General features: G+C 57.2%; 17 protein-coding genes. 15 read left to right on the top strand and 2 right to left on the bottom strand.

Annotation, left to right across the window (positions count from 1 at the left end):
* The first annotated feature begins 4 nt into the window (after window positions 1-4).
* The 5 genes from nuoJ (at window position 5) to nuoN (ending at window position 5,800) form a co-directional block, all read left to right on the top strand.
* Window positions 5-565, top strand: a complete 561-nt coding sequence (gene nuoJ, locus KGP21_RS19410; RefSeq protein ID WP_021805989.1) for an NADH-quinone oxidoreductase subunit J — start codon at window positions 5-7, stop codon at window positions 563-565.
* Complete coding sequence (gene nuoK / locus KGP21_RS19405) at window positions 562-864, top strand: NADH-quinone oxidoreductase subunit NuoK (protein ID WP_021178516.1); 303 nt, start codon at window positions 562-564, stop codon at window positions 862-864. The genes nuoJ and nuoK overlap by 4 nt, the downstream gene beginning before the upstream one ends.
* Window positions 861-2,708, top strand: coding sequence for an NADH-quinone oxidoreductase subunit L (gene nuoL, locus KGP21_RS19400; protein ID WP_021805988.1), 1,848 nt, complete (start codon window positions 861-863; stop codon window positions 2,706-2,708). The genes nuoK and nuoL overlap by 4 nt, the downstream gene beginning before the upstream one ends.
* Window positions 2,709-2,806: 98 nt before the next feature.
* A complete protein-coding gene (gene nuoM / locus KGP21_RS19395; RefSeq protein ID WP_021805987.1) occupies window positions 2,807-4,336 on the top strand; it encodes an NADH-quinone oxidoreductase subunit M in 1,530 nt (509 codons plus the stop codon).
* A 6-nt stretch (window positions 4,337-4,342) separates the two neighbouring features.
* Entirely contained in the window at window positions 4,343-5,800 is a 1,458-nt protein-coding gene (gene nuoN, locus KGP21_RS19390) for an NADH-quinone oxidoreductase subunit NuoN (RefSeq protein ID WP_021805986.1), read from the top strand.
* Window positions 5,801-5,857: 57 nt separating this feature from the next.
* On the opposite strand, the gene KGP21_RS19385 is transcribed toward nuoN, so the two are convergent.
* Complete coding sequence (locus tag KGP21_RS19385; RefSeq protein WP_021805985.1) at window positions 5,858-6,730, bottom strand: LysR family transcriptional regulator; 873 nt, start codon at window positions 6,728-6,730, stop codon at window positions 5,858-5,860.
* A gap of 247 nt (window positions 6,731-6,977) precedes the next feature.
* On the opposite strand from KGP21_RS19385, the gene KGP21_RS19380 reads away from it, so the two are divergent.
* The 4 genes from KGP21_RS19380 (at window position 6,978) to elaB (ending at window position 10,394) form a co-directional block, all read left to right on the top strand.
* Window positions 6,978-7,841: a DMT family transporter gene (locus KGP21_RS19380; RefSeq protein ID WP_021805984.1), complete on the top strand. Its 864-nt coding sequence runs from the start codon at window positions 6,978-6,980 to the stop codon at window positions 7,839-7,841.
* A gap of 139 nt (window positions 7,842-7,980) precedes the next feature.
* Window positions 7,981-9,219: an MFS transporter gene (locus tag KGP21_RS19375; RefSeq protein ID WP_223536056.1), complete on the top strand. Its 1,239-nt coding sequence runs from the start codon at window positions 7,981-7,983 to the stop codon at window positions 9,217-9,219.
* Between the two features lie 225 nt (window positions 9,220-9,444).
* Entirely contained in the window at window positions 9,445-9,939 is a 495-nt protein-coding gene (locus KGP21_RS19370) for a DUF1097 domain-containing protein (protein ID WP_021805982.1), read from the top strand.
* A gap of 143 nt (window positions 9,940-10,082) precedes the next feature.
* Window positions 10,083-10,394 carry a stress response protein ElaB gene (gene elaB / locus KGP21_RS19365; protein ID WP_166732998.1) on the top strand — a complete coding sequence of 104 codons (312 nt, stop codon included), beginning with the start codon at window positions 10,083-10,085 and terminating at the stop codon, window positions 10,392-10,394.
* A 197-nt stretch (window positions 10,395-10,591) separates the two neighbouring features.
* On the opposite strand, the gene KGP21_RS19360 is transcribed toward elaB, so the two are convergent.
* Window positions 10,592-19,243 carry a glycoside hydrolase family 94 protein gene (locus tag KGP21_RS19360; protein ID WP_223536054.1) on the bottom strand — a complete coding sequence of 2,884 codons (8,652 nt, stop codon included), beginning with the start codon at window positions 19,241-19,243 and terminating at the stop codon, window positions 10,592-10,594.
* A gap of 288 nt (window positions 19,244-19,531) precedes the next feature.
* Here KGP21_RS19360 and menF point away from each other — a divergent pair, with 288 nt between their 5' ends.
* The 6 genes from menF (at window position 19,532) to menE (ending at window position 26,746) form a co-directional block, all read left to right on the top strand.
* Window positions 19,532-20,833 (top strand): isochorismate synthase MenF, encoded by a 1,302-nt coding sequence (gene menF / locus KGP21_RS19355; protein WP_209522587.1) that lies wholly within the window; start codon window positions 19,532-19,534, stop codon window positions 20,831-20,833.
* Between the two features lie 257 nt (window positions 20,834-21,090).
* Window positions 21,091-22,764: a 2-succinyl-5-enolpyruvyl-6-hydroxy-3-cyclohexene-1-carboxylic-acid synthase gene (menD, locus tag KGP21_RS19350; RefSeq protein WP_021805978.1), complete on the top strand. Its 1,674-nt coding sequence runs from the start codon at window positions 21,091-21,093 to the stop codon at window positions 22,762-22,764.
* Window positions 22,764-23,552, top strand: coding sequence for a 2-succinyl-6-hydroxy-2,4-cyclohexadiene-1-carboxylate synthase (gene menH, locus KGP21_RS19345; RefSeq protein WP_021805977.1), 789 nt, complete (start codon window positions 22,764-22,766; stop codon window positions 23,550-23,552). Before menD ends, menH begins: the two co-directional genes overlap by 1 nt.
* Window positions 23,536-24,393 carry a 1,4-dihydroxy-2-naphthoyl-CoA synthase gene (gene menB, locus KGP21_RS19340; RefSeq protein ID WP_021805976.1) on the top strand — a complete coding sequence of 286 codons (858 nt, stop codon included), beginning with the start codon at window positions 23,536-23,538 and terminating at the stop codon, window positions 24,391-24,393. Before menH ends, menB begins: the two co-directional genes overlap by 17 nt.
* Window positions 24,393-25,376: an o-succinylbenzoate synthase gene (gene menC / locus KGP21_RS19335; RefSeq protein ID WP_094981977.1), complete on the top strand. Its 984-nt coding sequence runs from the start codon at window positions 24,393-24,395 to the stop codon at window positions 25,374-25,376. The genes menB and menC overlap by 1 nt, the downstream gene beginning before the upstream one ends.
* Complete coding sequence (gene menE / locus KGP21_RS19330; RefSeq protein WP_223536052.1) at window positions 25,364-26,746, top strand: o-succinylbenzoate--CoA ligase; 1,383 nt, start codon at window positions 25,364-25,366, stop codon at window positions 26,744-26,746. Before menC ends, menE begins: the two co-directional genes overlap by 13 nt.
* Window positions 26,747-26,791: the final 45 nt, after the last annotated feature.

Below are 26,791 nucleotides of genomic sequence, written 5' to 3'. Positions count from 1 at the left end.
AAGCATGGAAATTGCCTTTTATCTGGCAGGGTTCATTGCGATTATCGCGACCATTCGCGTCATTTCGCATACCAATCCTGTGCATGCGCTGCTGTATCTGATCGTCTCTTTACTGGCGATCTCGGCAGTCTTTTTCTCACTGGGTGCCTATTTTGCGGGTGCTCTGGAAATCATCGTCTACGCCGGTGCCATTATGGTGCTGTTCGTGTTCGTGGTCATGATGCTCAACCTCGGCAACGCGGTGCAGCAGCAAGAGCGCGACTGGCTGAAGCCTGCCGTCTGGATTGGCCCTGGTCTGCTGTCACTGATCTTGCTGGTGGTGCTGATTGTGGCGATCCGCAGCGTGTCCGATCAGGGCATCACCGGTGAAATGGTGGATGCTAAAGCGGTTGGGATCAGCCTGTTTGGTCCTTACGTGCTGGCGGTTGAGCTGGCTTCAATGCTGCTGTTGGCGGGCCTGGTCGTTGCCTTCCACATTGGTCGTGAGCACAAACCGGGTGAAGTGTTCAGCAATACCCCGGCAAGCAGCGAAATGGCGAAAAGAAAATCGGAGGACCAAGCATGATCCCTCTTCAACATGGGCTGATCCTGGCGGCGATCCTGTTCGTCCTGGGGCTGACTGGCTTGATGTTACGCCGTAACCTGCTGTTTATGCTGATCAGTCTGGAAGTGATGATCAACGCTGCGGCGTTGGCGTTTATCGTGGCGGGTAGCTATTGGGGCCAAACCGACGGGCAGGTGATGTACATCCTGGCCATCAGCCTGGCGGCAGCCGAGGCCAGTATCGGCCTGGCGTTGCTGCTACAGCTCTACCGTCGTCGGCATACCCTGGATATTGACACTGTCAGTGAGATGCGCGGATGAACCTATTATATTTAACTATTCTGCTACCGCTGATCGGGTTCCTGCTGTTGGCATTTTCCCGTGGTCGCTGGTCTGAAAACACCGCGGCGACCGTTGGCGTAGGGTCGATTGGCCTGGCGGCACTGGTCACGGTGTATGTGGCGATTGATTTCCTGGGCCAAAAGGCCGCTGGCGTGCAGCTGTATGAGCAAAGCCTGTGGAACTGGATGAGCGTTGGCGACTTTAACGTCGGCGTTACCCTGGTGCTGGACGGCCTGTCCCTGACCATGCTGTCGGTAGTGACCGGCGTTGGCTTCCTGATCCACATGTATGCTTCCTGGTACATGCGTGGGGAAGAGGGCTACTCCCGCTTCTTCGCTTACACCAACCTGTTTATTGCCAGCATGGTGGTATTGGTACTGGCAGACAACCTGCTGCTGATGTACCTGGGTTGGGAAGGCGTGGGCCTGTGCAGCTATCTGTTGATCGGTTTCTACTACAAAGATCCGGCCAACGGCGCGGCGGCAATGAAAGCCTTCATCGTTACCCGCGTGGGCGACGTGTTCCTGGCCATTGCGCTGTTCATCCTGTACCACGAGCTGGGTACGCTGAACATCCGTGAACTGATGGTGCTGGCACCGCAGAAACTGGCGGTTGGCGATACGGCATTGACCTGGGCAACCCTGATGTTACTGGGTGGCGCAGTAGGTAAATCGGCTCAGTTGCCGTTGCAAACCTGGCTGGCAGATGCGATGGCGGGGCCAACCCCGGTATCTGCATTGATCCACGCGGCAACCATGGTTACCGCAGGTGTCTACCTGATTGCCCGTATGCATGGCCTGTTCCTGATGACGCCGGAAGTGCTGAATCTGGTCGGTATCATTGGTGGCGTTACGCTGCTGCTGGCGGGCTTTGCCGCGCTGGTGCAGACCGACATCAAACGTGTACTTGCCTATTCCACCATGAGCCAGATTGGCTACATGTTCCTGGCGCTGGGCGTGCAGGCATGGGATGCGGCTATCTTCCACCTGATGACTCACGCGTTCTTCAAGGCGCTGCTGTTCCTGTCCTCCGGTTCAGTCATCCTGGCCTGTCATCATGAGCAGAACATCTTCAAGATGGGTGGCCTGCGCAAGAGCATTCCGCTGGTGTATGTGTGCTTCCTGGTGGGGGGCGCGGCGCTGTCTGCTCTGCCTATCGTCACCGCTGGCTTCTTCAGTAAGGATGAAATCCTGGCGGGCGCCATGGCGAACGGCCACGTCAACCTGATGATTGCCGGTCTGATTGGTGCATTCATGACCTCACTGTATACCTTCCGCATGATCTTCATCGTGTTCCACGGCGAAGAGAAAATCAAAGCGCATGCGGGCAAAGGTATTACTCACCACCTGCCACTGTTGGTGCTGATGGTGCTGTCCACCTTCGTCGGCGCGATGATTGTGCCGCCGTTGCAGGGTGTACTGCCGGAAACCACCGAATTGGCACACGGCAGCGTTCTGACATTGGAGATCGCCTCTGGCGTGGTCGCTATCGTCGGGATCCTGCTGGCAGCTGCGCTGTGGCTGGGCCAACGTCGCCTGGTCAACAGCATCGCGAACAGCGCTCCGGGTCGTTTCTTCTCGACCTGGTGGTTCCATGCCTGGGGCTTCGACTGGCTGTATGACAAAGTGTTCGTCAAGCCATACCTGGGCATCGCCAAGCTGCTGCAAAGCGATCCGCTGAACTCACTGATGAACCTGCCTGCGCTGTTCTCCCGCTGGGGGAACCGTGGCCTGACGGTGAGTGAGAACGGTCAGATCCGCTGGTATATCGCGTCTATGGGTGTGGGTGCAGTGCTGGTACTGGCTCTGTTGATTTTGGTTTAACTGAATAATTTAAACAGACGCATTTTGGGTTCGGCCCTTGTCGAACAAGGGCCCGATACAAGTTTTTTAGATTATTCATATAAGGGACACAAAACGCCATGCTATTACCTTGGCTAATTCTTATCCCCTTTATCGGCGGTCTGCTGTGCTGGCAGTGCGAGCGTTTCGGTACTAAGGCGCCGCGCTGGATAGCGTTGATCGCAATGGGGCTGACGTTGGCGCTTTCTCTGCAACTGTGGTTGCAGGGGGGCTATTCGTTGATAAAACCGCAGGGCATGCCGCAGTGGCAGTCTGAGTTTATGTTGCCGTGGATCCCACGCTTTGGCATCAGCATTCACCTGGCGCTGGACGGCCTGTCACTGCTGATGGTGGTGCTGACCGGTTTCCTGGGCGTGCTGGCGATCCTCTGTTCCTGGCGTGAAATCCAGAAGTATCAGGGCTTCTTCCACCTGAACCTGTTGTGGATCCTGGGCGGCGTGATTGGCGTGTTCCTGGCCATCGACCTGTTCCTGTTCTTCTTCTTCTGGGAAATGATGCTGGTGCCGATGTACTTCCTGATCGCCTTGTGGGGTCATAAAGCATCGGATGGTAAAACCCGTATCACCGCAGCAACCAAGTTCTTCATCTATACCCAGGCCAGCGGTCTGGTGATGCTGATTGCGATCCTGGGCTTGGTATTCGTGCACTACAATGCGACCGGCGTGTGGACCTTCAACTACGAAGATCTGCTGAAAACCCCAATGTCGCACAACGTTGAATACCTGTTGATGCTGGGCTTCTTTATCGCGTTCGCGGTGAAAATGCCGGTGGTGCCATTGCACGGCTGGTTGCCGGATGCGCATAGCCAGGCACCAACGGCGGGTTCTGTCGACCTGGCGGGGATCTTGCTGAAGACGGCGGCCTACGGCCTGCTGCGTTTCAGCCTGCCGCTGTTCCCGAACGCGTCCGCCGAGTTTGCCCCTATCGCCATGTGGCTGGGTGTGATTGGTATCTTCTACGGTGCCTGGATGGCGTTCGCACAGACCGATATCAAACGTCTGATTGCCTACACCTCCGTTTCCCATATGGGCTTCGTGCTGATCGCCATCTACACCGGTAGCCAGCTGGCTTACCAGGGTGCGGTTATCCAGATGATCGCTCACGGCCTGTCTGCGGCCGGTATGTTCATCATCTGTGGCCAGCTGTACGAACGTCTGCACACTCGCGATATGCGTCAGATGGGCGGCCTGTGGGGACGTATCAAGTACCTTCCTGCGCTGTCACTGTTCTTCGCGGTGGCAACTCTGGGGATGCCGGGTACCGGTAACTTCGTCGGTGAATTCATGATCCTGTTCGGCAGCTTCCAGGTTGTACCAGTGATCACCGTGATTTCTACCTTCGGTCTGGTGTTTGCTTCGGTTTACTCGTTGATCATGATGCAGCGTGCCTACTACGGCACCCCGAAATCTGATCAACCTTTGCCGGGCATGACCGCACGTGAACTGTTTATCATTCTGCTGTTGGTGGTACTGCTGGTGCTGCTGGGTGTCTATCCTCAGCCAATCCTCGATACCTCAAGTGCGGCGATGAGCAACGTGCAACACTGGTTTGGTCCGTCAGTTTCAGCAATTTCAACAACAAGGCCGTAATTCGCCATGACAATAACTCCTCAACAACTGATCGCACTGTTACCGCTGTTGATCGTCGGATTGACGGTGGTGGTTGTGATGCTGTGCATTGCGTGGCGACGCGACCACTTTATCAACGCCACCCTGACAGTGATCGGTCTTAACCTGGCGCTGCTTTCACTCTACTTTGTTGGCCAGGTAGGCCCAATGGACGTCACCCCGCTGGTGCGGGTTGACGGTTACTCGATGTTCTATACCGGGCTGGTGGTGCTGGCGAGTCTGGCAACCTGTACCTTTGCCTATCCATGGCTGGTGGGTTACCCGGACAACCGCGAAGAGTTCTACCTGCTGGTGCTGATTGCTACCATGGGTGGCATTCTGCTGGCGAGCGCCAACCACCTGGCTTCACTGTTCCTGGGTATTGAGCTGATCTCGCTGCCGCTGTTTGGTCTGATAGGGTATGCCTATCGCCAGAAGCGTTCGCTGGAAGCGGCCATCAAGTACATGGTGCTGTCTGCGGCGGCCTCCAGCTTCCTGCTGTTCGGCATGGCGCTGCTGTATGCCGAATCCGGTGACCTGTCACTGGCAGGCCTGGGCAAGAGCATGCAGGAGAACATGATGCATCAGCCGCTGATCCTGGCAGGCATGGGCATGATGATCGTCGGTCTGGGCTTCAAACTCTCCCTGGTACCTTTCCAGCTGTGGACGCCGGATGTGTATCAAGGGGCGCCAGCGCCGGTCTCAACCTTCCTGGCTACCGCCAGCAAGATTGCGATCTTCGCCGTCGTGATGCGTCTGTTCCTGTACGCACCGGCTGCCGACAACGAAGCGCTGCGGATGGTGTTGTCGATCATCGCCGTCTGCTCGATCCTGTTCGGTAACCTGATGGCGATCAGCCAGACCAACATCAAGCGACTGCTGGGTTACTCCTCGATCGCTCACCTGGGTTATCTGCTGGTAGCGCTGGTTGCGGTGCAAACCCACCAGCTGTCGCTGGAAACCGCCGGGGTGTATCTGGCCGGTTACCTGTTCAGCAGCCTGGGTGCCTTCGGTGTGGTTAGCCTGATGTCCAGCCCGTACCGTGGCCCGGACGCGGACTCGCTGTTCTCCTATCGCGGCCTGTTCTGGCACAAGCCAATCCTGTCAGCGGTTATGACAGTGATGATGCTTTCCCTGGCCGGTATCCCGATGACGCTGGGCTTTATCGGTAAGTTCTTCGTGATTGCGATGGGCGTTAGTGCTCACCTGTGGTGGTTGACCGGTGCCGTGGTGCTGGGTAGTGCGATCGGTTTGTACTACTACCTGCGTGTGACCGTCAGCCTGTTCCTCAGCGCGCCGGAAACGCTGGTTCGCGATACGCCAAACAACTGGGCGTTGACCGCCGGTGGTGTGGTGGTGCTGATCTCTGCCGCGTTGGTGCTGTTGCTGGGTATCTACCCGCAGCCGCTGATTACGCTGGTGCAGATGGCACAGCCGATGTTCTGATTGATCTCGAGCTAGACAACAAGGGTCGCCAAATGGCGGCCCTTGTTTTTTTGTGGACTAGAGTACGCCGCCGTTAAACGAGATTTCCAGCTCTTGCACCACCGCGCGTATTCTTGCCGTGTGTTGCAGATCCGGATGTAACACCAGCCAGATATCGACCCAGTCCTGATTCTCTGGGAGGATACGCACCAGATCGGGATCGCTATCGGCCAGGAAGCAAGAAAGCAGGCCGATGCCCAACCCGTTGCGCGTTGCCGAACGCAGTAACAGCTGTGAGTTGCATTGCAGCACTACGTTTGGCTCGTTCAACAGCTCTCCACCGAAGTTGTCCCAGTGGCGTGGTACTAGCTCGCGCGGGAACATCAGCAAATCGTGGCCGCGCAGATGGTCGCCTTTACTCGGCGTTCCGTGTTGATCCAGGTAGCCCTGCGTGGCATATAACCCCATCTCAATAGTTGCCAGACGTTTGATGACCAGCTCATCAGATTCAGGGCGAGCACCACGAATAGCCAGATCGGCCCCGCGATAGGAGATGTCGGAGATATTGAGCGCCGTCAGTAGCGTGATGGTGATATGCGGGTATTTCTCGCGCAGCCGTTTCAGTGCCGGTATCACAAAGGCCTCGGCCAAGGTATCGGTGGTAGCGATGCGTACTTCACCCGTCAGGCTTTGATCGCCGCTGCTGGCTTTACGAGCGATAGCCTGAACCGCATTTTCCATTGCCAGCACTTCTGCCAGCATGGCTTCACCCAGCGGGCTGAGCGAGAAGGATTTTGGCGTGCGGATAAACAGTTTTGAACCCAACGCCTGTTCGAAAGCGGTGATCCGCCGCCCCACGGTAGCTTGATCGACGTGAAGTTCATGGGCAGCCTTGCGTAACGTACCGCAGCGTGCCACCGCCAGAAAGAAGCGTGCATCATCCCAATTCATTGTGCAGTGTCCTTGGTGGCATCCGATCTATTTTGACCGCCTGCGGCGGCAGAGAGAGTTATTATCTGGTAAGCGATAAGTAAATGCATCTGCGGGACGTTATGGAGCAAGCTTATTTGTAGCAGGCAATCCATTTTGCGCAAGAATGCTGGTATTCTTGGTTGGTGCTGCTAACACATTTCCGACGGTGAAAACCGCCGCGTAAGAGATTATTTGCAGCCCGGCAGGGCTGCATTCTGGGGAAATCATGGTTGCTTTATGGATGGTCGCTGCCAGCGTGTTCTTCGCGCTGATGGGGGCCTGCATCAAACTGGCTTCGGCCAAGGTCGGTTTCTTCGATATTATTTTTTACCGTTCATTGATCAACGTGGCCATCGTGGCGGCGCTGATAAAAATCAAAAATATCGGTTTTCGTACCCGCCATCTTGGCTTGCACATGAAGCGCGCCGCGATTGGCAATGCGGCCATGTATTGCGGCTTCTATGCCCTGATCCATCTGCCTATCGCTACCGCAACCACGCTGGGCTATACCAATCCGATTTTCCAATCGGTGATCACCTTCGTCACGGCAAGAGGCCAACTGACCGGCAGGTTGCTGTTCTCGGTGCTGCTGGGCTTTGTGGGCATCCTGATCCTGTTGCGTCCAGATGTACCGAACGGGGAATATACCGCCACCTTGATTGGCTTGCTGTCTGGATTGCTGACGGCACTGGCCTATTTCAACGTCGGCAAACTGGTGCGTACCGGGGAGCCTGAACTGCGTGTGGTGTTCTACTTCTCTCTGGTGGGTACCTTGTTCGGCGTGGTGATGAGTTCGATTGTCGGATTCGCGGCGTTGGATGCCACCAGCCTGCTGTATGTCTGCGCTATCGGCGTATTCGGCAGCCTGGGGCAGATCACCATGACCCGCGCCTATGGCGGCGGCAATGCGGTCACCGTCGGCATTCTTTCCTACAGCACGATCATTTTCTCCACGCTGCTCGGCTACCTGATTTTTGCCCAGACCCTGTCGTTTATCGCCGCGGCGGGGATGGTGCTGATCATCCTTTCCGGAGCGTTGGCCATTTTGCGCCGTGCACCCGCTAAAAAGGTAGCCACGGCTTCGGTGTGATTTTGCCGCTCTGGCCACCTGCAACAATGCATCATAGTGCTGCATTGTTGGTGGTTTTGGCGGTCTGCTCTGAACGCTATGATGAGCGCCTGATATTTTGCGGGTGAGGTGATTTGCCTGCGTATTTAGGGAGAAAATCATGTCCGACGGTGTAGCCGTTGATAAAACCGCGCGAGCCAACACGGCCTCCTCGCCTGGAGCCATTGTACTGTTTCTAGCGCTGGCATTGATGTCGGCACTGCTCAACAGCAGTGCACCAACGCCGCTTTATCCCTTGTACCAACAGCAACTGGCACTGACCTCGGTCAGCCTGACCCTGATCTACGGGGCTTATGCCGCTGGCGTACTGATTTCCCTGTTCGCCGTGGGCAACCTGGCTGGCAAGGTAAAAGATTTACGCAGCATGATCGTCCCGGCGCTGCTGGTGGTGTTGTTGGGAGCATTGCTTTTTGCCCTGGCTGATTCATTTTCCCTGATGTTGATGGCTCGCTTGCTGGCCGGTGTAGGCACGGGGGCGTTGACCGGTGCGGCAAATATTGCGTTGGTGCGTTTTGGCCCAGCGGACGGTGGCAAGCAGGCGGCGCTAATTGCTACCTTGTCCTTTACTGCCGGGTTGGCATTGGGGCCGATTTTTAGTGGTATAGCGTTGCAGACCGGTTTTCATACCACCTCGCTGCCGTTTGTGATCATCATGGCGGTGGCAACGATTGCCGCTTTGGGGATTATACTGAGCTGGCCTGCGCGCGTGGTGGTCAAAGCAGGCGTCCGTTCTGAGGATACTGGGGCAGGGGAAAATACCTTGGCTGCGGGCCTGCGCGCGACCGGGAGCCGGTTTTTCGTGTGTGCCGGCGCGCTGTTTGTCTGTTGGGCGCTGGCTGCCAGCATCCTGGCGATCGGCCCCAACGTGGCGGAAACGCTGCTGGGTATGCAAAACCGCAGCAGTTTCGGCTATGTGATTGCGGTCTACCTGCTGATTGCCGGGGCCAGCCAGATCCTGAGTCGTCAAATCAATGCACGCCATTCGCTGATGTTTGGCTGCCTGGCACAGGCGTTAGCGGTGGTGGTCTTTGCCGAAGCCATTCAGATCCATTCACTGGCGCTGGCCGCTGCGGGGATGGTCATTGCCGGTTATGCTTACGGAGCCATCTTTGTCGGCAGTGCGACGCTGGTTAACCTGATTTCACCCCAAGCCAGCCATGCACGCCTGATCTCGCTGTTCTATGTGATTGCTTATGTTGCCAACTGGGTGCCCATTCTACTTGGCAGTATCATCGACCATGCCAGTCTGCATCTGGCGGTAAACCTATTATTCCTGGTGACTGTCATCGTCTGCGTGGTGTTGGGGCTATGGGTTACGCGAGTGGGCTTCCCGCGCTGAACCTGGCTATTTGGCTGGTGGTCGCTCTTGTGATCACCGCCTTTATTCAATCATGTGGCTAGCGGTTTTTTCGCGTAGCATGATGAAAAAACGCCCTATTTTTGTGATTAATATCTCATTTTAATGATTACAATGCATCAATTTGCACTATTGATGTGATTTTTATCACATCGCATTGACTGATTTCGCGTAAACTGTGTGGATTATTTTTAGCGGATCAGGATTATGAACGTCATTTTTGCCATTGCGGTAACTACCGGTATTCTCTCCGGCGTATGGGGCTGGGTTGCCATCAGCCTTGGGCTAATCAGTTGGGCGGGCTTTCTTGGCTGCACGGCCTATTTTGCCTGCCCGCAAGGTGGCCTCAAGGGCTTGGCGATCAGCACGCTGACCTGCTTGAGCGGCGTGTTCTGGGCGATGGTCATCATTCACGGCAGCGCGTTGGAACCTGCCTGGAGCATTCTGGGCTACCTGCTGACTGGCATCGTCGCCTTCCTGATGTGCATTCAGGCCAAACAACAATGGTTAGGTTTTGTTCCCGGGACTTTTATCGGTGCCTGCGCCACCTTCGCCGGTGATGGCAACTGGCCATTGATCACCGCCTCACTGCTGGTCGGGCTATTGTTTGGCTACGCCATGAAAAACAGTGGCTTGTGGCTGGCCGCACGCCGTAAATCGCCCTCTGTAGCGCTGGCCGAACAAGCCTCCACCGACGCCTGAAAGGGCGTCAGTATCTTGCCTCGCCTCTTTTTTAATCAACAATCCGATGGCGTGTATCCAGGTCGTGTCCTACCATGGGACTACGACCAATGATTGTTGATGGTTAAGCAACGTTGAATTTGTTAATAACGGAGAGCTTAAAGATGGCGATAAATCGAAACGAGAACCAAACGACGCTGGACGACGATCTGAGAATGCTGAGTGACACACTGCAAGACGTGTTGGATTACTCTGGCGATCGAGCCGATCAGGCTTATACGGATATCAAAGCCCATGCCGAACGGGCGCTAAAAGACATCAAGTCGCGTCTGGCAAATAGCTCCGAATGTTATTACGTGCGGGCGAAAGAGGTGGCATGTCGTGCCGATGACTATGTCCGTGACAAGCCTTGGCATAGCGTTGGCATTGGTGCCACGGTAGGTTTGGTGCTTGGGCTATTGCTGGCCCGCAAGTAACACCAATGAGCGCGATAGCTGCCGAATAGTGTCACAGGAAGGAGTCATGCAGAACGCCGACACGCCGTAAACCCGTCCCTGGGGGCTCGCAATCGCGCATCCATGCGCTCAACGGTCGGCTAACCTGGAATGACTCCCTCCTGTCTCAAGCTTCGGGTGTAGCGCTATTAAACATAGCTATTTAGCTACTGCGTACCTTATTGCTTTCCCAGTATCACCTCCACCTGGTAGGTTTTAGCCTCATCAGCCAAGGTAATCACCGCTTCCTGCTGCAACACACCATCAATCATCACCTGCGTTTCTCCTTCCCCTTGGCGTAGGGTGAAGTGATATTCACTCTCCCCTTCACGGTAGGTTAGGGTGACCGGTGGCCAATCTGCCGGTAAGCGGGTATGGATGGAAAGCGTATTGCCGTGGCGTTTTAGCCCCAGTAGCGACTCGATGATCAACCGATACATCCAGCCCGCCGAGCCGGTATACCAGCTCCATCCTCCGCGCCCAACGTGCGGGGCGACCGCGTAAATATCCGCCGTGGCGACATAAGGTTCGACCTTGTAGCGCTCCGCCGCGGTGCTATCCAGACTGTGGTTGATGGGGTTGATCAGCGCCATCAGTTCCCAGGCGCGCTCGATATTACCCATCTCGGCAAACGCCATCACTGCCCATACCGCCCCGTGAGTGTATTGACCGCCGTTTTCTCGCACGCCGGGCAGATAACCCCGGATGTAGCCAGGATTCGGGCCGTTGCCGTCAAAAGGTGGGGTCAGCAGTTTGATGATGCCGGCCTGGTCGTCCACCAGGTGCTTATCCAGAGATTGCATTGCTTGTGCGCTGCGATCTTTGTCACCCGCACCGGAAAGGATCGACCAACTCTGGGCGATGGCATCAATGCGACATTCTGCCGCTTGTTGTGAACCCAGCGGTTCTCCACTATCGAAGTAACCACGGCGATACCATTCGCCATCCCAGGCGTTGTTGTGCAGGTTGGCGCGCAGTTTTTCTGCTTCCTCGCGGCACAGTTCTGCCAGTTCCAGATCGCCGCGGCGGGTGGCCAGTTTGCCGTAACGTTGCAGAATATAGAACAGGAAGAAGCCCAGCCAAACGCTCTCACCTCGGCCTTCCAATCCCACCATGTTCATGCCGTCGTTCCAGTCACCGGCACCCATTAGCGGCAAACCATGCTCGCCAAAGGTCAGGCCATGCTTCAGCGCCCTGGCCCCGTGCAGATACAGGCTTTCTTGTTTCGAGCTGACACCAGGCTGTTCATAAGAAGACTCTTCACCCGGTGCCAGTATACGGGCCTCCAGATAACCCAACTGTTCTTCGAGGATCGACGAGTCTTCGGTCGAGTCGAGGTAGTGGCAAATGGCCAGCGGCAACCACAGGTAATCATCGGAGCAGCGGGTGCGCACCCCGTTGCCCTGCGGTGGATGCCACCAGTGCTGGACGTCGCCCTCAACAAACTGGCGCGAAGCACACAGCAGGATCTGCTCACGCATCCGCTCAGGCAAGGCATGCGTCAGGGCCAGGGTATCCTGGAGCTGATCGCGGAAGCCAAATGCGCCGCCGGACTGGTAATAACCGCTGCGCGCGTGAATGCGGCAGGAGAGGGTTTGATACAGTAACCAGCCGTTAGCCAGCAAGTTAACCGCTGGATGAGGCGTACCGATCTGCACCTTGTTGAGGATCTTGTCCCAGTGGGCAGCGACCTGCTGCAATTCGTGTTGCAATGCCTCTTCGCTGAGATACTGACGCAGCAGAGATTCGGCTTCGTCGGCATCTTGTCCCAGACCAAGCGCAAACACAAAGCTGCGTTGATCGCCATCGATCATGCTGATGGCCGATTGAACTGCGCCACAAGGATCCAACCCGGCACCGGTCTTGCCGGATAACCGCCGCAGCTTAAGTACGGCAGGAGCGGCCAACGAACCGTTACGGCCAATGAATTCCCGCCGATCGCCAGTGACTGAGCAATGGACGCCGGTAACGCCGAAGAACGCAGTACGTGGCGATCCGCTGCTGGTGTAATGGTTGGTGGCGAGGATGCCACAGCCACCAGGTGGTGTGGCTACGCGGGTGACCACGTGCATCGCCGATTTCTGGCGCAAATCACCGAGGATTAGCTCGGCATAGCCGGTAGTCGAGAGCTTCCGCGTCCGGCCAGAAGTGTTGGTGAGCGTCAGCAGGAACAGTTTCACCGGAGCGTCTTTGGCAACCAGCATTGTCAACTGGCTGTCGATACCGCCTTCCCGGTGTTCAAACACGCTGTAACCAAAGCCGTGACGCGTCAGGTAATGACCGCGTCCACGGGCGGGCAGCGGCGTTGGTGACCAGACGTGACCACTCTCTTCATCGCGCAGATAGAAAGCCTCGCCGCTGCGATCGCTGACCGGATCGTTATCCCAAGGCGTCAGGCGGTATTCATGCGCATTCTCATACCAGGTGTAGGCTTGGCCACTTTCAGAGATCACCGAACCGAACATCGGGTTGGCGATAACGTTTGACCACGGCGCTGGCGTCACCTTGCTTTCGTTCATGGCGATCACATATTCGCTGCCATCCTCAGAGAACCCGCCAAATCCGTTGTAGAACTGGAGTTTGTCGATGATTGGCAACTGTGGCGAATGCAAATTACGCGGCAGATTGGCCATGGTAGCCAGTTTGGAGGAGGCGGTCGGCGGCCCCAATGGCTGTTGCAGCGTTTGCGGCAGTTGCAACCGTTGGTTGAGCTGCTCCGTCAGGCCACCGCGGCGGTCATCCAGATAGATCCGCGCTACGCTCAGCAGCAAAGTGTGATCTTCCGGTGACATATGTTCACTGGAACGGACGAAGATCCCTCCGGGTTTGTCCGTCAGGGAAGACTCCATCCCGGCGGCGATCAGCCCCATGATCCGATTTTGCAGATCTTGCCGGTAACCACCGGAATCCTCATTGAGGATCACCAGGTCGACCAGCAATCCTTTCAACCGCCAGTAGTTGTGCGCCTGAATGAGCTGTTGCACCAGCCCGATATTCTCACTGTCGGTGACGGACAGCAGCACGATCGGCAGATCGCCGGAAATCGAATAGCCCCACAGGCCTGACTGCCCGCGGCGGTTATTGATGATTTCATTGCTGGCGGCACGCATTTCCTGCGCCGGGAACACCACCGCGCTGGCCAGACGGTTAAACAGATTGGCGTCTTCTTCGTTAGCGTTCAACTGGCGCAACACCACCTGGCTGTGCGACCAGGCGAGTTCGAAAATACGGTCGGCCATATGGCGGTCGCGATACTTCTCCAACATCGCCAGGCTGGTGGCGCGGTCTTCACACACGCCGTAGAAGATATCCAGAGTCAGCGGCACGTTGGGTTCCAGCCGGATCCGCTGACGGATGGCGATGATCGGATCGATCACCGGCCCGGCGCTATTGGTCAGGGGTTGATTCTGATATAGCGCCTGCGGGTTGGCTGCCGTGCGGCCACGGCCGATAAACTTGGCCCGGTCGGTTTCAAAGGAGGTTTTACTGCTGGCACCCTGGACCGACATCATATGCAGCAACCACGGCGATTTCTCTTTCGGCTCACGCGGACGGCGATGGCACAGAATGGCATCCTGTTCCGGCAACAGTTCGGTTTGGACAAACAGATTGCTGAACGCCGGGTGCGCCAAATCGTTGCTGGCCGGGGCCAGCACCACTTCGGCATAGCTGGTGATCTCAATGGTCCGCGGCTGTTTGCCCCGGTTCACCAAGGTTAAGCGCCGCAGTTCGATGTCGTCCTCAGGGGAGATCACCACCTGGGTTTTCACCGACAGTAGCCCCTGCTTGCGTTGGAATTCCGCCCCGGCATCGTTGAAGACCGCGCGATAGCCGCCTTTCTCGGTTTCGCCGGTAGGGTGCCAGGTATTGCTCCACACCTCGCCGGTTTGCGGATCGCGCAGGTAGCAGAACGCCCCCCAGTTATCGCAGGTGGCATCCTCACGCCAGCGGGTCAGCGCCAGATTCTGCCAGCGGCTGTAGCTACCGCCGGTTTGGGTGATCATCAGGTGGTAGTTGGCATTCGACAGCAACTGAACTTCCGGGATCGGTGTATCCACACGGGTGAATTCACGTGCGGCGAAGCTAGCCGGTTTAATCGCGCCTTCATGGGTTTCGAAGTGGCGGCGGGTGCTGTACAGCTCAACCGCATCAGGCACCCGTTCCTGCAACAGCAAACGGGTTGACTGGAAGGCGGGGTAACTGGCAAAGCGTTTCACCATTGGCGCATCCAGCAACAGGTGTGACAGCGCCAGGAAACTCATACCCTGGTGGTGAGCCATATAGGAGCGAACAATGACATACAGCTGCCCCCGGCTGAGGCGTGAAGTGGTGTAGTCCAGCGCTTCATAGAAGCCATAACGGCCCTTGGCACCGTTTTTTTCCAGTTCCACCAGGTTGCTACAGGCACTGTCGGGATCGACAATCAGCGCCATCATGGTGGCGTAAGGGGCGATCACCATGTCGTCACCCAGCCCACGCCGCAGCCCTAAACCCGGCACACCAAAGGCGTGATACTGGTAGTTTTGCAAAGCGTCAAAGCCGAAGTAACCGGACTCGGAAATCCCCCACGGTACACCGCGCTCTTTGCCCCAGGCAATTTGCCGCTCCACTGCAGAGCGGCACATCTGTACCAGCAACGTATCGGGATAGGCAGGCATCACCAGTTGCGGCATCAGGTACTCAAACATCGAGCCGCTCCAGGACATCAGCGCTGGCTCCTTGTCGATCACCGTAAACAGCCTGCCTAAGGCAAACCAGCTCCGTTGTGGAATTTGGTTGGTGGCAATGGCGACATAGTTGGTCAGGCGGATTTCCGAGGCCAGCAGATCGTATTTACCACTGTCGGCACGGTTTTGATCGCAGTTGAAACCGACGGTCAGCAAATGGGTGGCTTCGTCATACAGGAAGCTGAAGTCCATTTGCGCCATTGCTGTCAGGCGTTGGGCCAGCTGAGCCAACTGTTCCAGGCGTTCCCTTGCCAATTGCTGTACGGCATCCAACTGCGTTTGCTGTTCTGTCGACAACGTCAGTTGTTTAGGTGGGTTGGCCAGCCAATGCAAACCAGGGATTTGTTCCAGCTCCGGCATGCTGTCGCTCAGCCAGCCAAACCATAATGCCCATTCGGCGCACAGTTCGTTGAGCTGCTGGTGCAGGTTGCCGGCCCAGCGTTTGACCTCGTCACCCTGTTGCAGAGCGGGGTCCTGCAATCCATTACAGTGGTTACGCATTTCATTGAGTTCAGCCTGTAGTGCCGCCGGATGGGCGTTCTGCGCCTGTTCCCAGTGTTTGCGCAGTTTGGTTAATCCTTTCGGTGCGGCGTTACCCCAGTGTTGCTCCAGTATCAGCAACGTATCTTCTAATCCGGCCAGAATACGGGCTGGCTCGATAACTGGCTGCATGGCTAACCCTGGCAGGCCCGCGCTCAGGGTTAGCAGATGGCCCGCGAAATTACCGCTGTCCACGCTGGAAACATACCGTGGATTCAGAGGTTCCAGAGTGCGCGTGTCGTACCAGTTGTACAGGTGACCACGGTAATGCTCCATGCGATCGAGCGTATTCAGCGTCAGGGTAATACGCTGCAAGGCCGAACTGAGGGTGATATAGCCGAAGTCATAGGCGGTAAGGTCGGCCAACAGCGCCAGCCCGATATTGGTGGGTGACGTGCGATGTGCCACCACCGGCTCTGGAATTTCCTGGTAGTTATCCGGCGGCAGCCAGTTTTCCTGCTGGTTGACAAAGGTGGCAAAAAACTCCCAGGTTTCTCGGCTGCTCTGGCGCAGGAAACGGCGCTGGCGATCGTCGATGGCCGTTTTGCTGCGCTGTGGCTCCAGGCTAAGCGAATAAAGCAGGTACGGCGACAGGATCCACAAGGCGGCCAGCGGGATAGCGGCTAACAGCGCTACCGGGCTGGAAAAAGCGGCCAATAGCAACAGTGCAACACCTGCCAACGGGTTGATCCACAGGTTACGATAAAAATTCGCCAGCGTGACGGTCAGGTGGTGTTTGGATTGGTCGAAGCTGGTCCACTCTTGCAGATTGCGTTTGCTGATCAATAGACGCCACAGGGTGATACCAATGGCCTTTAGGCTGAACCAGGCTTCATGAGGTAGCTCGGCCAGACGCAGGCCAATCTGAGACAGCCGATGCAGTGAGCCCTTCAGTGCCAACTGCAAGTGCTGAATAACAGGCCGACGCGGGGGCTTACGCACCACATCCTGCAACAGCGCCAGTAGCGTAGGCAGCAGCAGAATAATGGCGAACACCGCCAACCAGTATGGGGTATCCGGTAGCCAGGTTAAGCCAAAGAACAACAGCAACAGAAAGCAGGGGGCTACCAGGCTGCGGCGTAGGTTATCGAACAGTTTCCAGCGCGACAGGGGGCTTAATGGGTTAGCGGCCCGCGAACCGTCTTCGGTGATGACCCGGGGCAACAGCCAGTTAAACAGCTGCCAATCGCCGCGGATCCAGCGAGTACGGCGGGCAACATCGACCAGATAGTTGCTTGGATACTGCTCATAGAGCAAGACATCGCTCAATAAACCGGAACGGGCATAGCAGCCTTCCAGCAGATCGTGGCTTAACACCAGGTTTTCCGGGCAGGTGCCCTTCAGGCTGTGGGAGAAGACGTCAACATCATAAATCCCTTTGCCGATAAACGAGCCTTCGCCAAACAGATCCTGATAGATATCTGAAGCCATCTGGGTATAAGGATCGTTGCCCGGCGTGCTGCTGCACAGGGCAGCATAACGGCTCTGACCATAAGCAGGGATCTCTTCGGCCATGCGGGGTTGCAGGATGGCATAACCCTCCACCACTCGCTGCAGTTTGGCATCATACTGAGGTTGATTCAGGGGATGGGCCATAGCGGCGATCAGCCGGTGTGCGGTTTCACGCGGTAGCACGGTATCGCTGTCCAGGGTGATCACGTATTTGACGTTTTTCAGCACCTCCAGCCCTTGGCCAACCTGAGTGGTAAACGCATTGCCACGGTTACGCAGCCAGTCGTTCAGCGCGTTCAACTTGCCACGTTTACGCTCCAGCCCCATCCAGCTCTGCTGTTTTTCATTCCATTGGCGATCGCGATGGAACAGGAAAAAGTGGCTTGGCCCTTCGCAGGCATACTTTGCATTGAGCTCGTTCATCTTTTGGGTGGCATAGGCCAGCAGTTCGGTATCGTCGGGCTGCTGTTGCCGGGGCGAGTCATTGAAGTCGGTGAGCAGGGCAAAATGCAGGTGTTTAATGGCGTTGCCCAGATAACAAACTTCCAGCGTGTTGATCAACTGGTCAATGCCGGACTTGCTGCTTATCAGCGTGGGAATGGCAACCAGCGTACGGAACTCTGCCGGGATACCACAGGAAAAATCCAGCCTTGGCAACGGCTGCGGAGAACGGCTGCGGGTGGTGACCTCACTGAGCAGGCTGATGACGAACTGAGCGAGCACCATCCCTAATGGGAACAGCAAGATCAACAACCCCCAGGTGAGTCCGGTTTGATGGGCATGGCGTAACAGCAAAGCCCAGCAGGCCGTCGTGAGCAGGCTGATGCTGCCCAGCCAGGAAAGCAGTGGGGATTGGCTGAGCGCCTGACGGATGCGCGTAATACGGCTAAGCCGCACGTCAAGCTGTTGCTCTAACTGCGTGCGGCCATGGTCAATCAGGTAATAGCCGATGTGATGAGTGCGTGGATCGTTGCGGGGGTCTTCGGCGGCGATCCGTGCCATATTCAGAGCGTGTTGTGCGACCTCCACCTCGTTGTGAGAACAGTGGCGAGCCAGCCTCTCGATCACATGGCGATAGTTGTCACGGGTATCGAAATGCATTAAAGGATAAACCCCGGTGGGGTCTTCGCGCAGCGTCTGATCGACCTTGCTCATGGTCTCAACAAATTCTGCCCAATCCATTTCACTCAGTTGCCGCAGGCCGGCGATACTGTTGCTGACGGAAAGTTGGCTGACCGCCAGTTGCTGGTTGAAACGATGGATAAGCTCATCGGAGGTCAGGCTGACTTCGGCCAGGCGTTGCTCAACCCAGGTCAGCGGTAGCGCCAGCATGGTGCCGTGCCCCTGCAGACGACGCACCAGTTCTGCCACGAAGGCGCTGGTGCGGGGCGGGTTGGAGCGCGCCATATCGGCAATCACAATGATCAGGTTGGCCGGATCGTTTTCCGCCGATTCCAGCATTTTGGTCACCCAACTATCGGCCAGGCTGCGTTCTTCCTGTGCCTGAGCCACTTCTACCGCCACGCGGCGCAGGTTTTCAATGAGTGCCAGCCTCAGCATACCCGGTAGCGCCCACAGCTCGCCCAGGGTCAGATTGGCCTCTTTTTGGTAGGCGGCAATATAGCGCGTCAGGCTCTCGGCATCCCATCGCCCGTCGCCATGAGCAATGGCTTCGGTGGCGATATCGAAAATTCGTGGGCAATTGTGCGGGGCGGTTAACTGTGGCAGCCCACGGCCGAAGGTTTTCGGCAAATGGTGCCGAACGACGCGGATCTGCTCCTCGATAAGATAAAAGTTATCCAGCAGCCAGTCGCCCGCCGGGGTCATGGTGTTTTTCTTGTCGTTGCTCAGCCTGCGGCAACTGTCCGTTAATACCTGCTCGTTGTTATCGAGACGTTTGAGCAAATAGTAGGGCGTTTTATGGGTTGCCAGCTTATGGGAGCGTGCCAGGCGCTGGCCATAGCGTTCCATTTGGTCGACCGAAAACAGCTCTGCCTTGATGTTGCTGGCGGGAGGGGTTTCGGCCGTGGCACGGTTATGCCGTAAGGGCAACCGAGCCACTTTGGGGTGTCGGCGCTGCTTCTTTAACCAATTGATAAGCATTTCTTTCACGCAAAAAGCTCCTTACATCTGACCCAAAGGACAGCGGGTTAATACCGTTGGGAGGCTGTGAACATCTTGATTTAACTATCGATTTGATATGACAAGATTTCACTGCGGCAGGAACATGACTTCTAAGTATAGTTCCGCCGCGCGCGTGTGGTTGTTTTTTAATCTTAAACTTTAATTTTAATAAATAATTAGCGACGCAAGGTATGGGTTAATAGACGCTATTTTTCCGCCCGTGAGGGTTGATTTACCGTATAATTCCCCACATAGCGTTTGGTTAATGAGGTGGCAGTGGAACAACTTTCGGGAGTGCTGCGGCGGTTACGTCAGCAGCTTGGGCACGATTTTCCCCGTGAAGCCGGATTTCGGCAGTTAACTCTGGTGGTTCCCGGCCATCTGAGCGATATGTTGCTGGAGTGGCTGGCGGCGCAGGTGCTGTTTCCTCAATTCTACTGGCGTCATCGCGAAGGGCGGCAGGAGGCGGCGGTGTGCGGCGCTTTGCGGCAGTTTTCACACCCTTCAATGGCGCAGGCATTCGTGAATGCCTATCCTGCGGCCCGTTTGTGGGGGCTGACTGCCTTTGACGGTGACGCCCAGCTGTTTTTGCCGCGCCTGGAAATTCTCAACCGCCAAGGCAAGTGTGAACTGACGCTAAACCTGTTTTCTGAACAAGCATTGAGTGATGATGCCCAAGCGGCGCTTGCCTGGCTTGAAAATCTGCTGGTAACCAAACCGATCGAGAATTTACAGGTGAAAGTGCTGTCGGTGCAGCATCAGCCGGAACGTTCCGGGTGGGAAATCATGCTGCGCGATGCGCTGAAGGCGATAAATCGGCAGCAGATGGATAAGGTGGTTTTGGCGCGCAGCTCGGTGTTGACGCTGGAGAGTCCGTTGTTTGCTCCTGCGATGATGGCCGCCAGCCGCAGGGTGAATCACCAATGCTACCACTTTATGCTGCGCTTTGATGCACATTCCGCATTTCTTGGCTCCAGCCCGGAAAGATTGTACCTGCGTGAGGGAAAACATTTGCTGACTGAAGCGTTGGCGGGGACGGTTGCCAACCATCCCGATGAGCGGCAAGCCCAGGCACTGGCCCAGTGGTTGCGGCAAGACGGCAAGAACCAACAGGAAAACCTGCTGGTGGTTGATGATATCTGTCAGCGTTTGCAAGGCGGTGCCAGAGCGGTCGATGTGTTGCCACCAGAGGTGGTGCGGTTGCGCAAGGTACAGCATCTGCGGCGGCGTATTGAAGGGCAACTGAACCAGGGTGATGATGCCGATTGCCTGCAACGGCTGCAACCGACGGCTGCGGTCGCCGGGCTGCCGCGCCAGGCCTCGCTAGAGTTTATCCGCCAGCATGAGCCTTTTTCCCGCGGTTGGTATGCCGGCTCTGCGGGTTATCTCTCTGCGTCACAGGCGGAGTTCTGCGTTGCGCTGCGTTCCTGCCAGATCGAGGATGCTCGTGTTGAGCTGTATGCCGGGGCGGGGATTGTGGCCGGTTCCGATCCGGCGCAGGAGTGGCAAGAGATCGAAAACAAGGCGGCGGGCTTGCGCACGCTGTTGCAGTCAGAACATTCTGGGCCGGTACATTGAGCAGGCCGATCTTCGTGTGTAAACTTGTTGTGTTTTATATGTTTCTTTTTTGTTCTCTTTCGGGGCGCTATTGGGCATTGATGGGTCGAAATTGATTTATTGCAGGCCACCTGCCACAGGGAAATACGGCGTTTTTGCGCCAGCGCAAAAGCCGTAAAGATAATTACTTATATAATTCAGAGTTATGATCCCCGGTTCGCTACCTCGTTTGGGTAGGCTTCGGCGCGTAACCTCTGTTTACTACTGATGAGCGAAATATGTCGACAAGTGTTTTTAATCGCCGGTGGGCGGCGTTGTTGCTGGAAACGCTGGTCCGCCATGGAGTGCGGCATGTCTGTATCGCTCCGGGATCGCGCTCAACGCCTCTGACTCTGGCCGCTGCCGCGAACCGCGCTTTTGTCTGTCATACTCATTTCGATGAGCGGGGCCTGGGCCATTTAGCGCTCGGTCTGGCAAAGGCCACGCGTGAGCCGGTGGCGGTGATCGTCACCTCGGGTACCGCGGCAGCAAATCTTTATCCTGCTCTGATCGAAGCCGGGCTAACCGGGGAGCGGCTGGTGTTTCTCACCGCCGATCGCCCGCCGGAGTTGATTAACTGCGGTGCCAATCAGGCGATCCGCCAAAACGGCCTCTACTCGAGCCACCCTACCTTGAATATCGATTTGCCACGCCCAAGCCCGGATATTCCGGCTCGCTGGCTGGTGTCTACCCTGGACAGCGCGATGGCGCGTCTGCGGCACGGTGCTCTGCATATCAACTGCCCGTTTGCGGAGCCGTTATATGGCGGAGATGAACAGCAGTATGAGCAGTGGTCGGCGGAGCTAGGGGACTGGTGGCAGGATACGCACCCTTGGCTGCGTGAAATGGATCCCCATCGGGTTATTAAGCAGCCGGACTGGTTTTTCTGGCGGCAGAAGCGCGGCGTGATTATTGCTGGCAGGATGGGGGCGGAAGAGGGTGTGCAACTGGCCGAATGGGCGGGCATGCTCGGTTGGCCGCTGATCGGCGATGCCCTCTCGCAAACGGGGCAACCGCTGCCCTGTGCCGACTTATGGTTGGCCAACCCACAGGCCCGCGATCTGTTGGCCAGTGCGCAGGTGGTGGTGCAGTTTGGCAGCAGCCTGACGGGCAAACGCCTGCTACAGTGGCAGGAGCGCTGCCAGCCGGAGGAGTTCTGGCTGATCGACGATCTGCCTGGGCGCCTCGATCCTGCGCATCATCGTGGCCGCCGTATTCGCTCTACCGTTGGCGAGTGGCTCGATCTGCATCCGGCGCAACCTCGCTCACCTTGGGCTGGCGATCTGTCCGCGTTGGCGGATGATGCCCTCGACGCGACGTCGCAATACCTGGTTAACCGGTTTGGTGAGGCGCAACTGGCCCATCGCCTGCCTGAGCTGTTGCCAGAGAACGGCCAGCTGTTTCTCGGCAATAGCCTGATTGTGCGCCTGATCGATGCCTTAACCCAGTTGCCTGCCGGTTATCCGGTGTTCAGCAACCGCGGGGCCAGCGGTATCGACGGCCTAATCTCCACCGCGGCTGGGGTCCAGCGCGCCACAGCCAAGCCGACGTTGGCCGTGGTAGGCGATCTCTCCGCGCTATACGATTTGAATGCCCTGGCTCTGTTGCGCCAATGTTCGGCGCCCACGGTGCTGATCGTGGTGAACAACAATGGCGGGCAGATTTTCTCGCTGTTGCCAACGCCGGAACCTGAGCGCCAGCGGTTTTACTGTATGCCGCAGGATGTGGAGTTCAGCCAGGCGGCAGCCATGTTCCAGCTTGATTATGCTTGCCCGGAAAACTGGGGGCAGTTGCAGCAGGCAGTGGAAAAAGCCTGGCGTCACAGCGGAGCCACGCTGATTGAGTTGCAGGTGCCGCCGAGCGATGGCGCAGAAACCTTGCAACATCTGGTACAAAAAATGGGGGCAAACTGATGCTGGCTTCCCGCGTGCTACAACAAGGTGAAAGCCAGCGGCCATGGTTGATCTGGCTGCATGGTCTGCTAGGGAACAACAATGAGTGGCGGGTGATCGCCTCGCGTTGTGAACAGTGGCCCTCGCTGGCGATTGATTTACCCGGCCATGGCGATTCTGCCGATCAATCCTGCCTGGACTTTGCCGACGTCAGCAGGCAAATCACCGCTACGCTGCAGCAGCATAATATTGAGCGTTACTGGCTGGTGGGCTATTCACTCGGTGGGCGCATCGCCATGTACCATGCTTGCTGCGGAGAAGCGCAAGGGCTGCAAGGTATTGTGATCGAGGGTGGTAATCCTGGATTGGAGAACGAGGATTTACGTGCCCAGCGGCGTGCCCATGATGCCGCCTGGGCGAACCGTTTCCGCACCGAACGCATCAAAACGGTATTGGCCGACTGGTATCTCCAACCGGTCTTTGCCAACCTCAGCCCGATACACCGCGAGGCGCTGATCGCCGCCCGTGCAGATAATCATGGTCCGGCCATTGCCGATATGCTGGAGGCGACTTCCCTCGGGCGGCAACCTTGGCTGGTGCCGCAATTACAACAGTTGGCACTGCCAGTGATGGTGTTATGCGGTGCCGACGATCACAAGTTTCAGGCGTTGGCGCGTGATGCCGGTTTGCCATTGCAAACCGTGCCAGAGGCGGGTCATAACGCTCATCTGGCCAATCCGGCAGATTTTGCCGCCGCGCTCGATGCATTTCTTGCTAAAAAAGGAACCAAACATGCTGTATCCCAATGAAGAACAACTGTACGCCGCGATCGACTGGCAGGACTGCTCGGGTGATTTCGAAGACATCCTGTATCACAAGTCCAGCGATGGCATTGCCAAAATCACCATCAACCGCCCGCAGGTGCGTAATGCCTTCCGCCCGCATACGGTGAAGGAAATGATTGAGGCGATGTCGAACGCGCGCTATGACGACGGCATCGGCACCATCATTCTTACCGGTGCCGGGGATAAAGCCTTCTGTTCCGGTGGCGATCAGAAAGTGCGCGGTGACTACGGCGGCTATCGTGATGATAGCGGCGTGCATCACCTGAACGTGCTGGACTTCCAACGTCAGATCCGCACCTGCCCTAAACCGGTAGTGGCGATGGTGGCCGGATACTCCATCGGCGGCGGTCACGTGCTGCATATGATGTGCGATCTGACCATTGCGGCCGATAACGCCATCTTTGGCCAGACCGGGCCGAAAGTCGGCTCCTTTGACGGCGGCTGGGGGGCTTCCTACATGGCGCGCATCGTAGGCCAGAAGAAGGCCCGTGAGATCTGGTTCCTGTGCCGCCAATACGACGCCGCTGCGGCGCTGGATATGGGCCTGGTGAATACCGTGGTGCCGTTGGCCGATCTGGAAAAAGAGACCGTGCGCTGGTGCCGTGAGATGTTGCAGAACAGCCCAATGGCCCTACGCTGCCTGAAAGCCGCACTGAACGCCGACTGCGATGGTCAGGCCGGGCTGCAAGAGCTGGCGGGTAACGCCACCATGTTGTTCTATATGACCGATGAAGGTCAGGAAGGGCGCAACGCATTTATCGAAAAACGCCAGCCTGACTTCAGCAAATTCAAGCGTAACCCGTAATGACGGCACTAACCCGTGTTGCTGCGATCTATCGCTATAGCCTGCCGATGGAGGCGGGCGTGGTGCTGCGCAACCAGCGGCTGAAAACCCGAGATGGCTTGCTGATCCACCTGCAACAGGATGGGCAGCAAGGATGGGGGGAAATTGCCCCCTTACCGGAGTTCAGCCAGGAGACACTCGACCAGGCGCAGCAGGCTACTTTGGCCTGGGTGCAGGCTTGGGTTGCGGGCGAACTGCCTGTGCAGAGCGAGTGGCCATCGGTGGCCTTCGGTACCAGCTGCGCGCTGGCGGAAATGGCCGGGCAGTTGCCAACGCAGGCAGACTATCGCAAGGCGCCGCTGTGCACTGGCGATCCCGACGAGCTGTTCGACCTGTTGGCCGCGCTGCCGGGGGAGAAAGTGGCCAAGGTGAAGGTGGGGATGTATGAGGCGGTGCGGGATGGCATGGTCGTCAATGTCCTGTTGGAAGCCCTGCCTGACCTCAAGCTAAGGTTGGATGCCAACCGCAGCTGGAGCCGGGCCAAAGCGGACGGCTTTGCCAAATACGTTAACCCAGCGTGGCGCGATCGCATCGCGTTTCTGGAAGAGCCCTGCAAAACCCGTGACGAATCACGTGAGTTTGCCCAGGCAACCGGTATTGCCATCGCCTGGGATGAAAGCGTGCGTGAAGCCGATTTTGTCGTGCAGGCCGAGCCGGGGGTGGCAGCGATTGTGATCAAGCCGACGTTGGTGGGGAGCCTGGCCCGCTGCCGTGAACTGGTCATGCAGGCGCATCAGGCCGGATTGGTGGCGGTGATCAGTTCCAGCATTGAGTCCAGTCTGGGGTTGACGCAGCTGGCGCGCATCGCGCATTGGCTGACGCCGCAAACGGTGCCAGGTTTGGATACGTTGAACCTGATGCAGGCCCAGTTGATACGCAACTGGCCAGAGAGCACCTTGCCGTTATTGGGCATTGATACCTTGGAGTGTGTATGGCGCAGTTGAGTGATTGGCCGTGGCGGCATTGGGCCAAACAGCGCCCGCAGTCGACCGCGGTGATCTTTGAACACCAGCCGGTCAGTTGGCTGATGTTGCAACGGCAGGTAGAAGTGCTGGCTGCCGACTTTCAGCGCCAGGGCGTATTACCCGGTAGCGGCGTGCTGCTGTGTGGGAAAAACAGCTATCCGCTGCTGTTGGCCTATCTGGCGTTCTTGCAGTGTGGTGCGCGCCTGCTGCCGCTCAATCCGACGCTGCCTGCGCCGATGCTGGCGGCTTTGCTGCCGGATCTGGATATCGACTTTGCTTTCAGCCCGGACGGCTTGCCTGAGTTGCCCCCTGGTGCGATCGTCTTGTCGCCGCCGGGCGTTGATGAGTGCCACTTGCAGCTGCTGCCGTGGGATGAACAAAGACTGGCGACGTTGACGCTGACTTCCGGCTCCAGCGGCTTGCCAAAAGCCGCTGCCCATAGCTATGCCGGCCACCTTGCCAGTGCCGATGGCGTGTTGCAACTGCTGGAGTTTCAGCCACAGGATAGCTGGCTGCTCTCGCTGCCGCTGTTTCACGTGTCTGGTCAGGGTATTATCTGGCGCTGGCTGGCGGTGGGGGCACAGCTTGTGGTGCGTGAAATGCAACCTTTGGCCGATGCGCTGGCGGGATGCACCCATGCTTCGCTGGTGCCCACTCAACTTTGGCGCCTGCTGTCTGAACCGATGGCCAAGCATGCGCTAAAAGAGGTGTTGCTCGGCGGGGCGATGATCCCGGTGTCACTCACCCAGCAGGCCGAGGCGGTAGGGATCCACTGCTGGTGCGGTTATGGTTTGACGGAGCTGGCTTCAACGGTTTGCGCCAAGCGTGCCGACGAACTGCCCGGCGTTGGGGCACCTTTACCAGGCCGTGAAATACGCCTGGTGGATCAGGAAGTCTGGATCCGCTCCACCAGCCTGGCGCTGGGTTATTGGCTGCGGGGCGGGCTAGTGCCCATTACCGACGATCAAGGATGGTTCCATACTCGCGATCGTGGCGCGATGGAGCAGGGTGAACTGCGTATTATTGGCCGGCTGGATAACCTGTTCTTTAGCGGCGGGGAAGGCGTTCAGCCGGAAGATGTGGAACGCGTTTTTGCCGCGCATCCACAGGTGTTGCAGGTGTTTATCGTACCGATTGACGATGCGGAGTTTGGCCAACGGCCGGTAGCGGTGGTCGATCTGGAAGGCGAGTTGACGCTGGAAGGGTTAATGCTTTGGGCGCAGGACCGGCTGGCGAACTTCCAGCGGCCGATTGCCGCATTGGCGTTGCCCGACGAGCTAAAAAACGGCGGCATCAAGATTTCGCGCCGTCGTCTACAACAGTGGGCGAGTAGCCAACTGCAGGCATAACCTGTAGCGTTGCGAAAAAAGGCCGCCTGAGGGCGGCCTTGCTAT

Origin of the sequence: Serratia sp. JSRIV004 (assembly GCF_019968705.1) — a bacterium.
GTDB classification, from domain to species: domain Bacteria; phylum Pseudomonadota; class Gammaproteobacteria; order Enterobacterales; family Enterobacteriaceae; genus Chania; species Chania fonticola_B.
Note: the sequence above shows the minus strand (reverse complement) of the source record. Positions and strands in the feature narration are given on the sequence as shown.

Excerpts from the sequence above, each read along its gene's own strand:
- nuoJ (WP_021805989.1), top strand. The coding sequence starts at position 5 with ATGGAAATTGCCTTTTATCTGGCAGGGTTCATTGCGATTATCGCGACC.
- nuoK (WP_021178516.1), top strand. The coding sequence starts at position 562 with ATGATCCCTCTTCAACATGGGCTGATCCTGGCGGCGATCCTGTTCGTC.
- nuoL (WP_021805988.1), top strand. The coding sequence starts at position 861 with ATGAACCTATTATATTTAACTATTCTGCTACCGCTGATCGGGTTCCTG.
- nuoM (WP_021805987.1), top strand. The coding sequence starts at position 2,807 with ATGCTATTACCTTGGCTAATTCTTATCCCCTTTATCGGCGGTCTGCTG.
- nuoN (WP_021805986.1), top strand. The coding sequence starts at position 4,343 with ATGACAATAACTCCTCAACAACTGATCGCACTGTTACCGCTGTTGATC.
- KGP21_RS19385 (WP_021805985.1), bottom strand. The coding sequence starts at position 6,730 with ATGAATTGGGATGATGCACGCTTCTTTCTGGCGGTGGCACGCTGCGGT.
- KGP21_RS19380 (WP_021805984.1), top strand. The coding sequence starts at position 6,978 with ATGGTTGCTTTATGGATGGTCGCTGCCAGCGTGTTCTTCGCGCTGATG.
- KGP21_RS19375 (WP_223536056.1), top strand. The coding sequence starts at position 7,981 with ATGTCCGACGGTGTAGCCGTTGATAAAACCGCGCGAGCCAACACGGCC.
- KGP21_RS19370 (WP_021805982.1), top strand. The coding sequence starts at position 9,445 with ATGAACGTCATTTTTGCCATTGCGGTAACTACCGGTATTCTCTCCGGC.
- elaB (WP_166732998.1), top strand. The coding sequence starts at position 10,083 with ATGGCGATAAATCGAAACGAGAACCAAACGACGCTGGACGACGATCTG.
- menD (WP_021805978.1), top strand. The coding sequence starts at position 21,091 with ATGTCGACAAGTGTTTTTAATCGCCGGTGGGCGGCGTTGTTGCTGGAA.
- menH (WP_021805977.1), top strand. The coding sequence starts at position 22,764 with ATGCTGGCTTCCCGCGTGCTACAACAAGGTGAAAGCCAGCGGCCATGG.
- menB (WP_021805976.1), top strand. The coding sequence starts at position 23,536 with ATGCTGTATCCCAATGAAGAACAACTGTACGCCGCGATCGACTGGCAG.
- menC (WP_094981977.1), top strand. The coding sequence starts at position 24,393 with ATGACGGCACTAACCCGTGTTGCTGCGATCTATCGCTATAGCCTGCCG.
- menE (WP_223536052.1), top strand. The coding sequence starts at position 25,364 with ATGGCGCAGTTGAGTGATTGGCCGTGGCGGCATTGGGCCAAACAGCGC.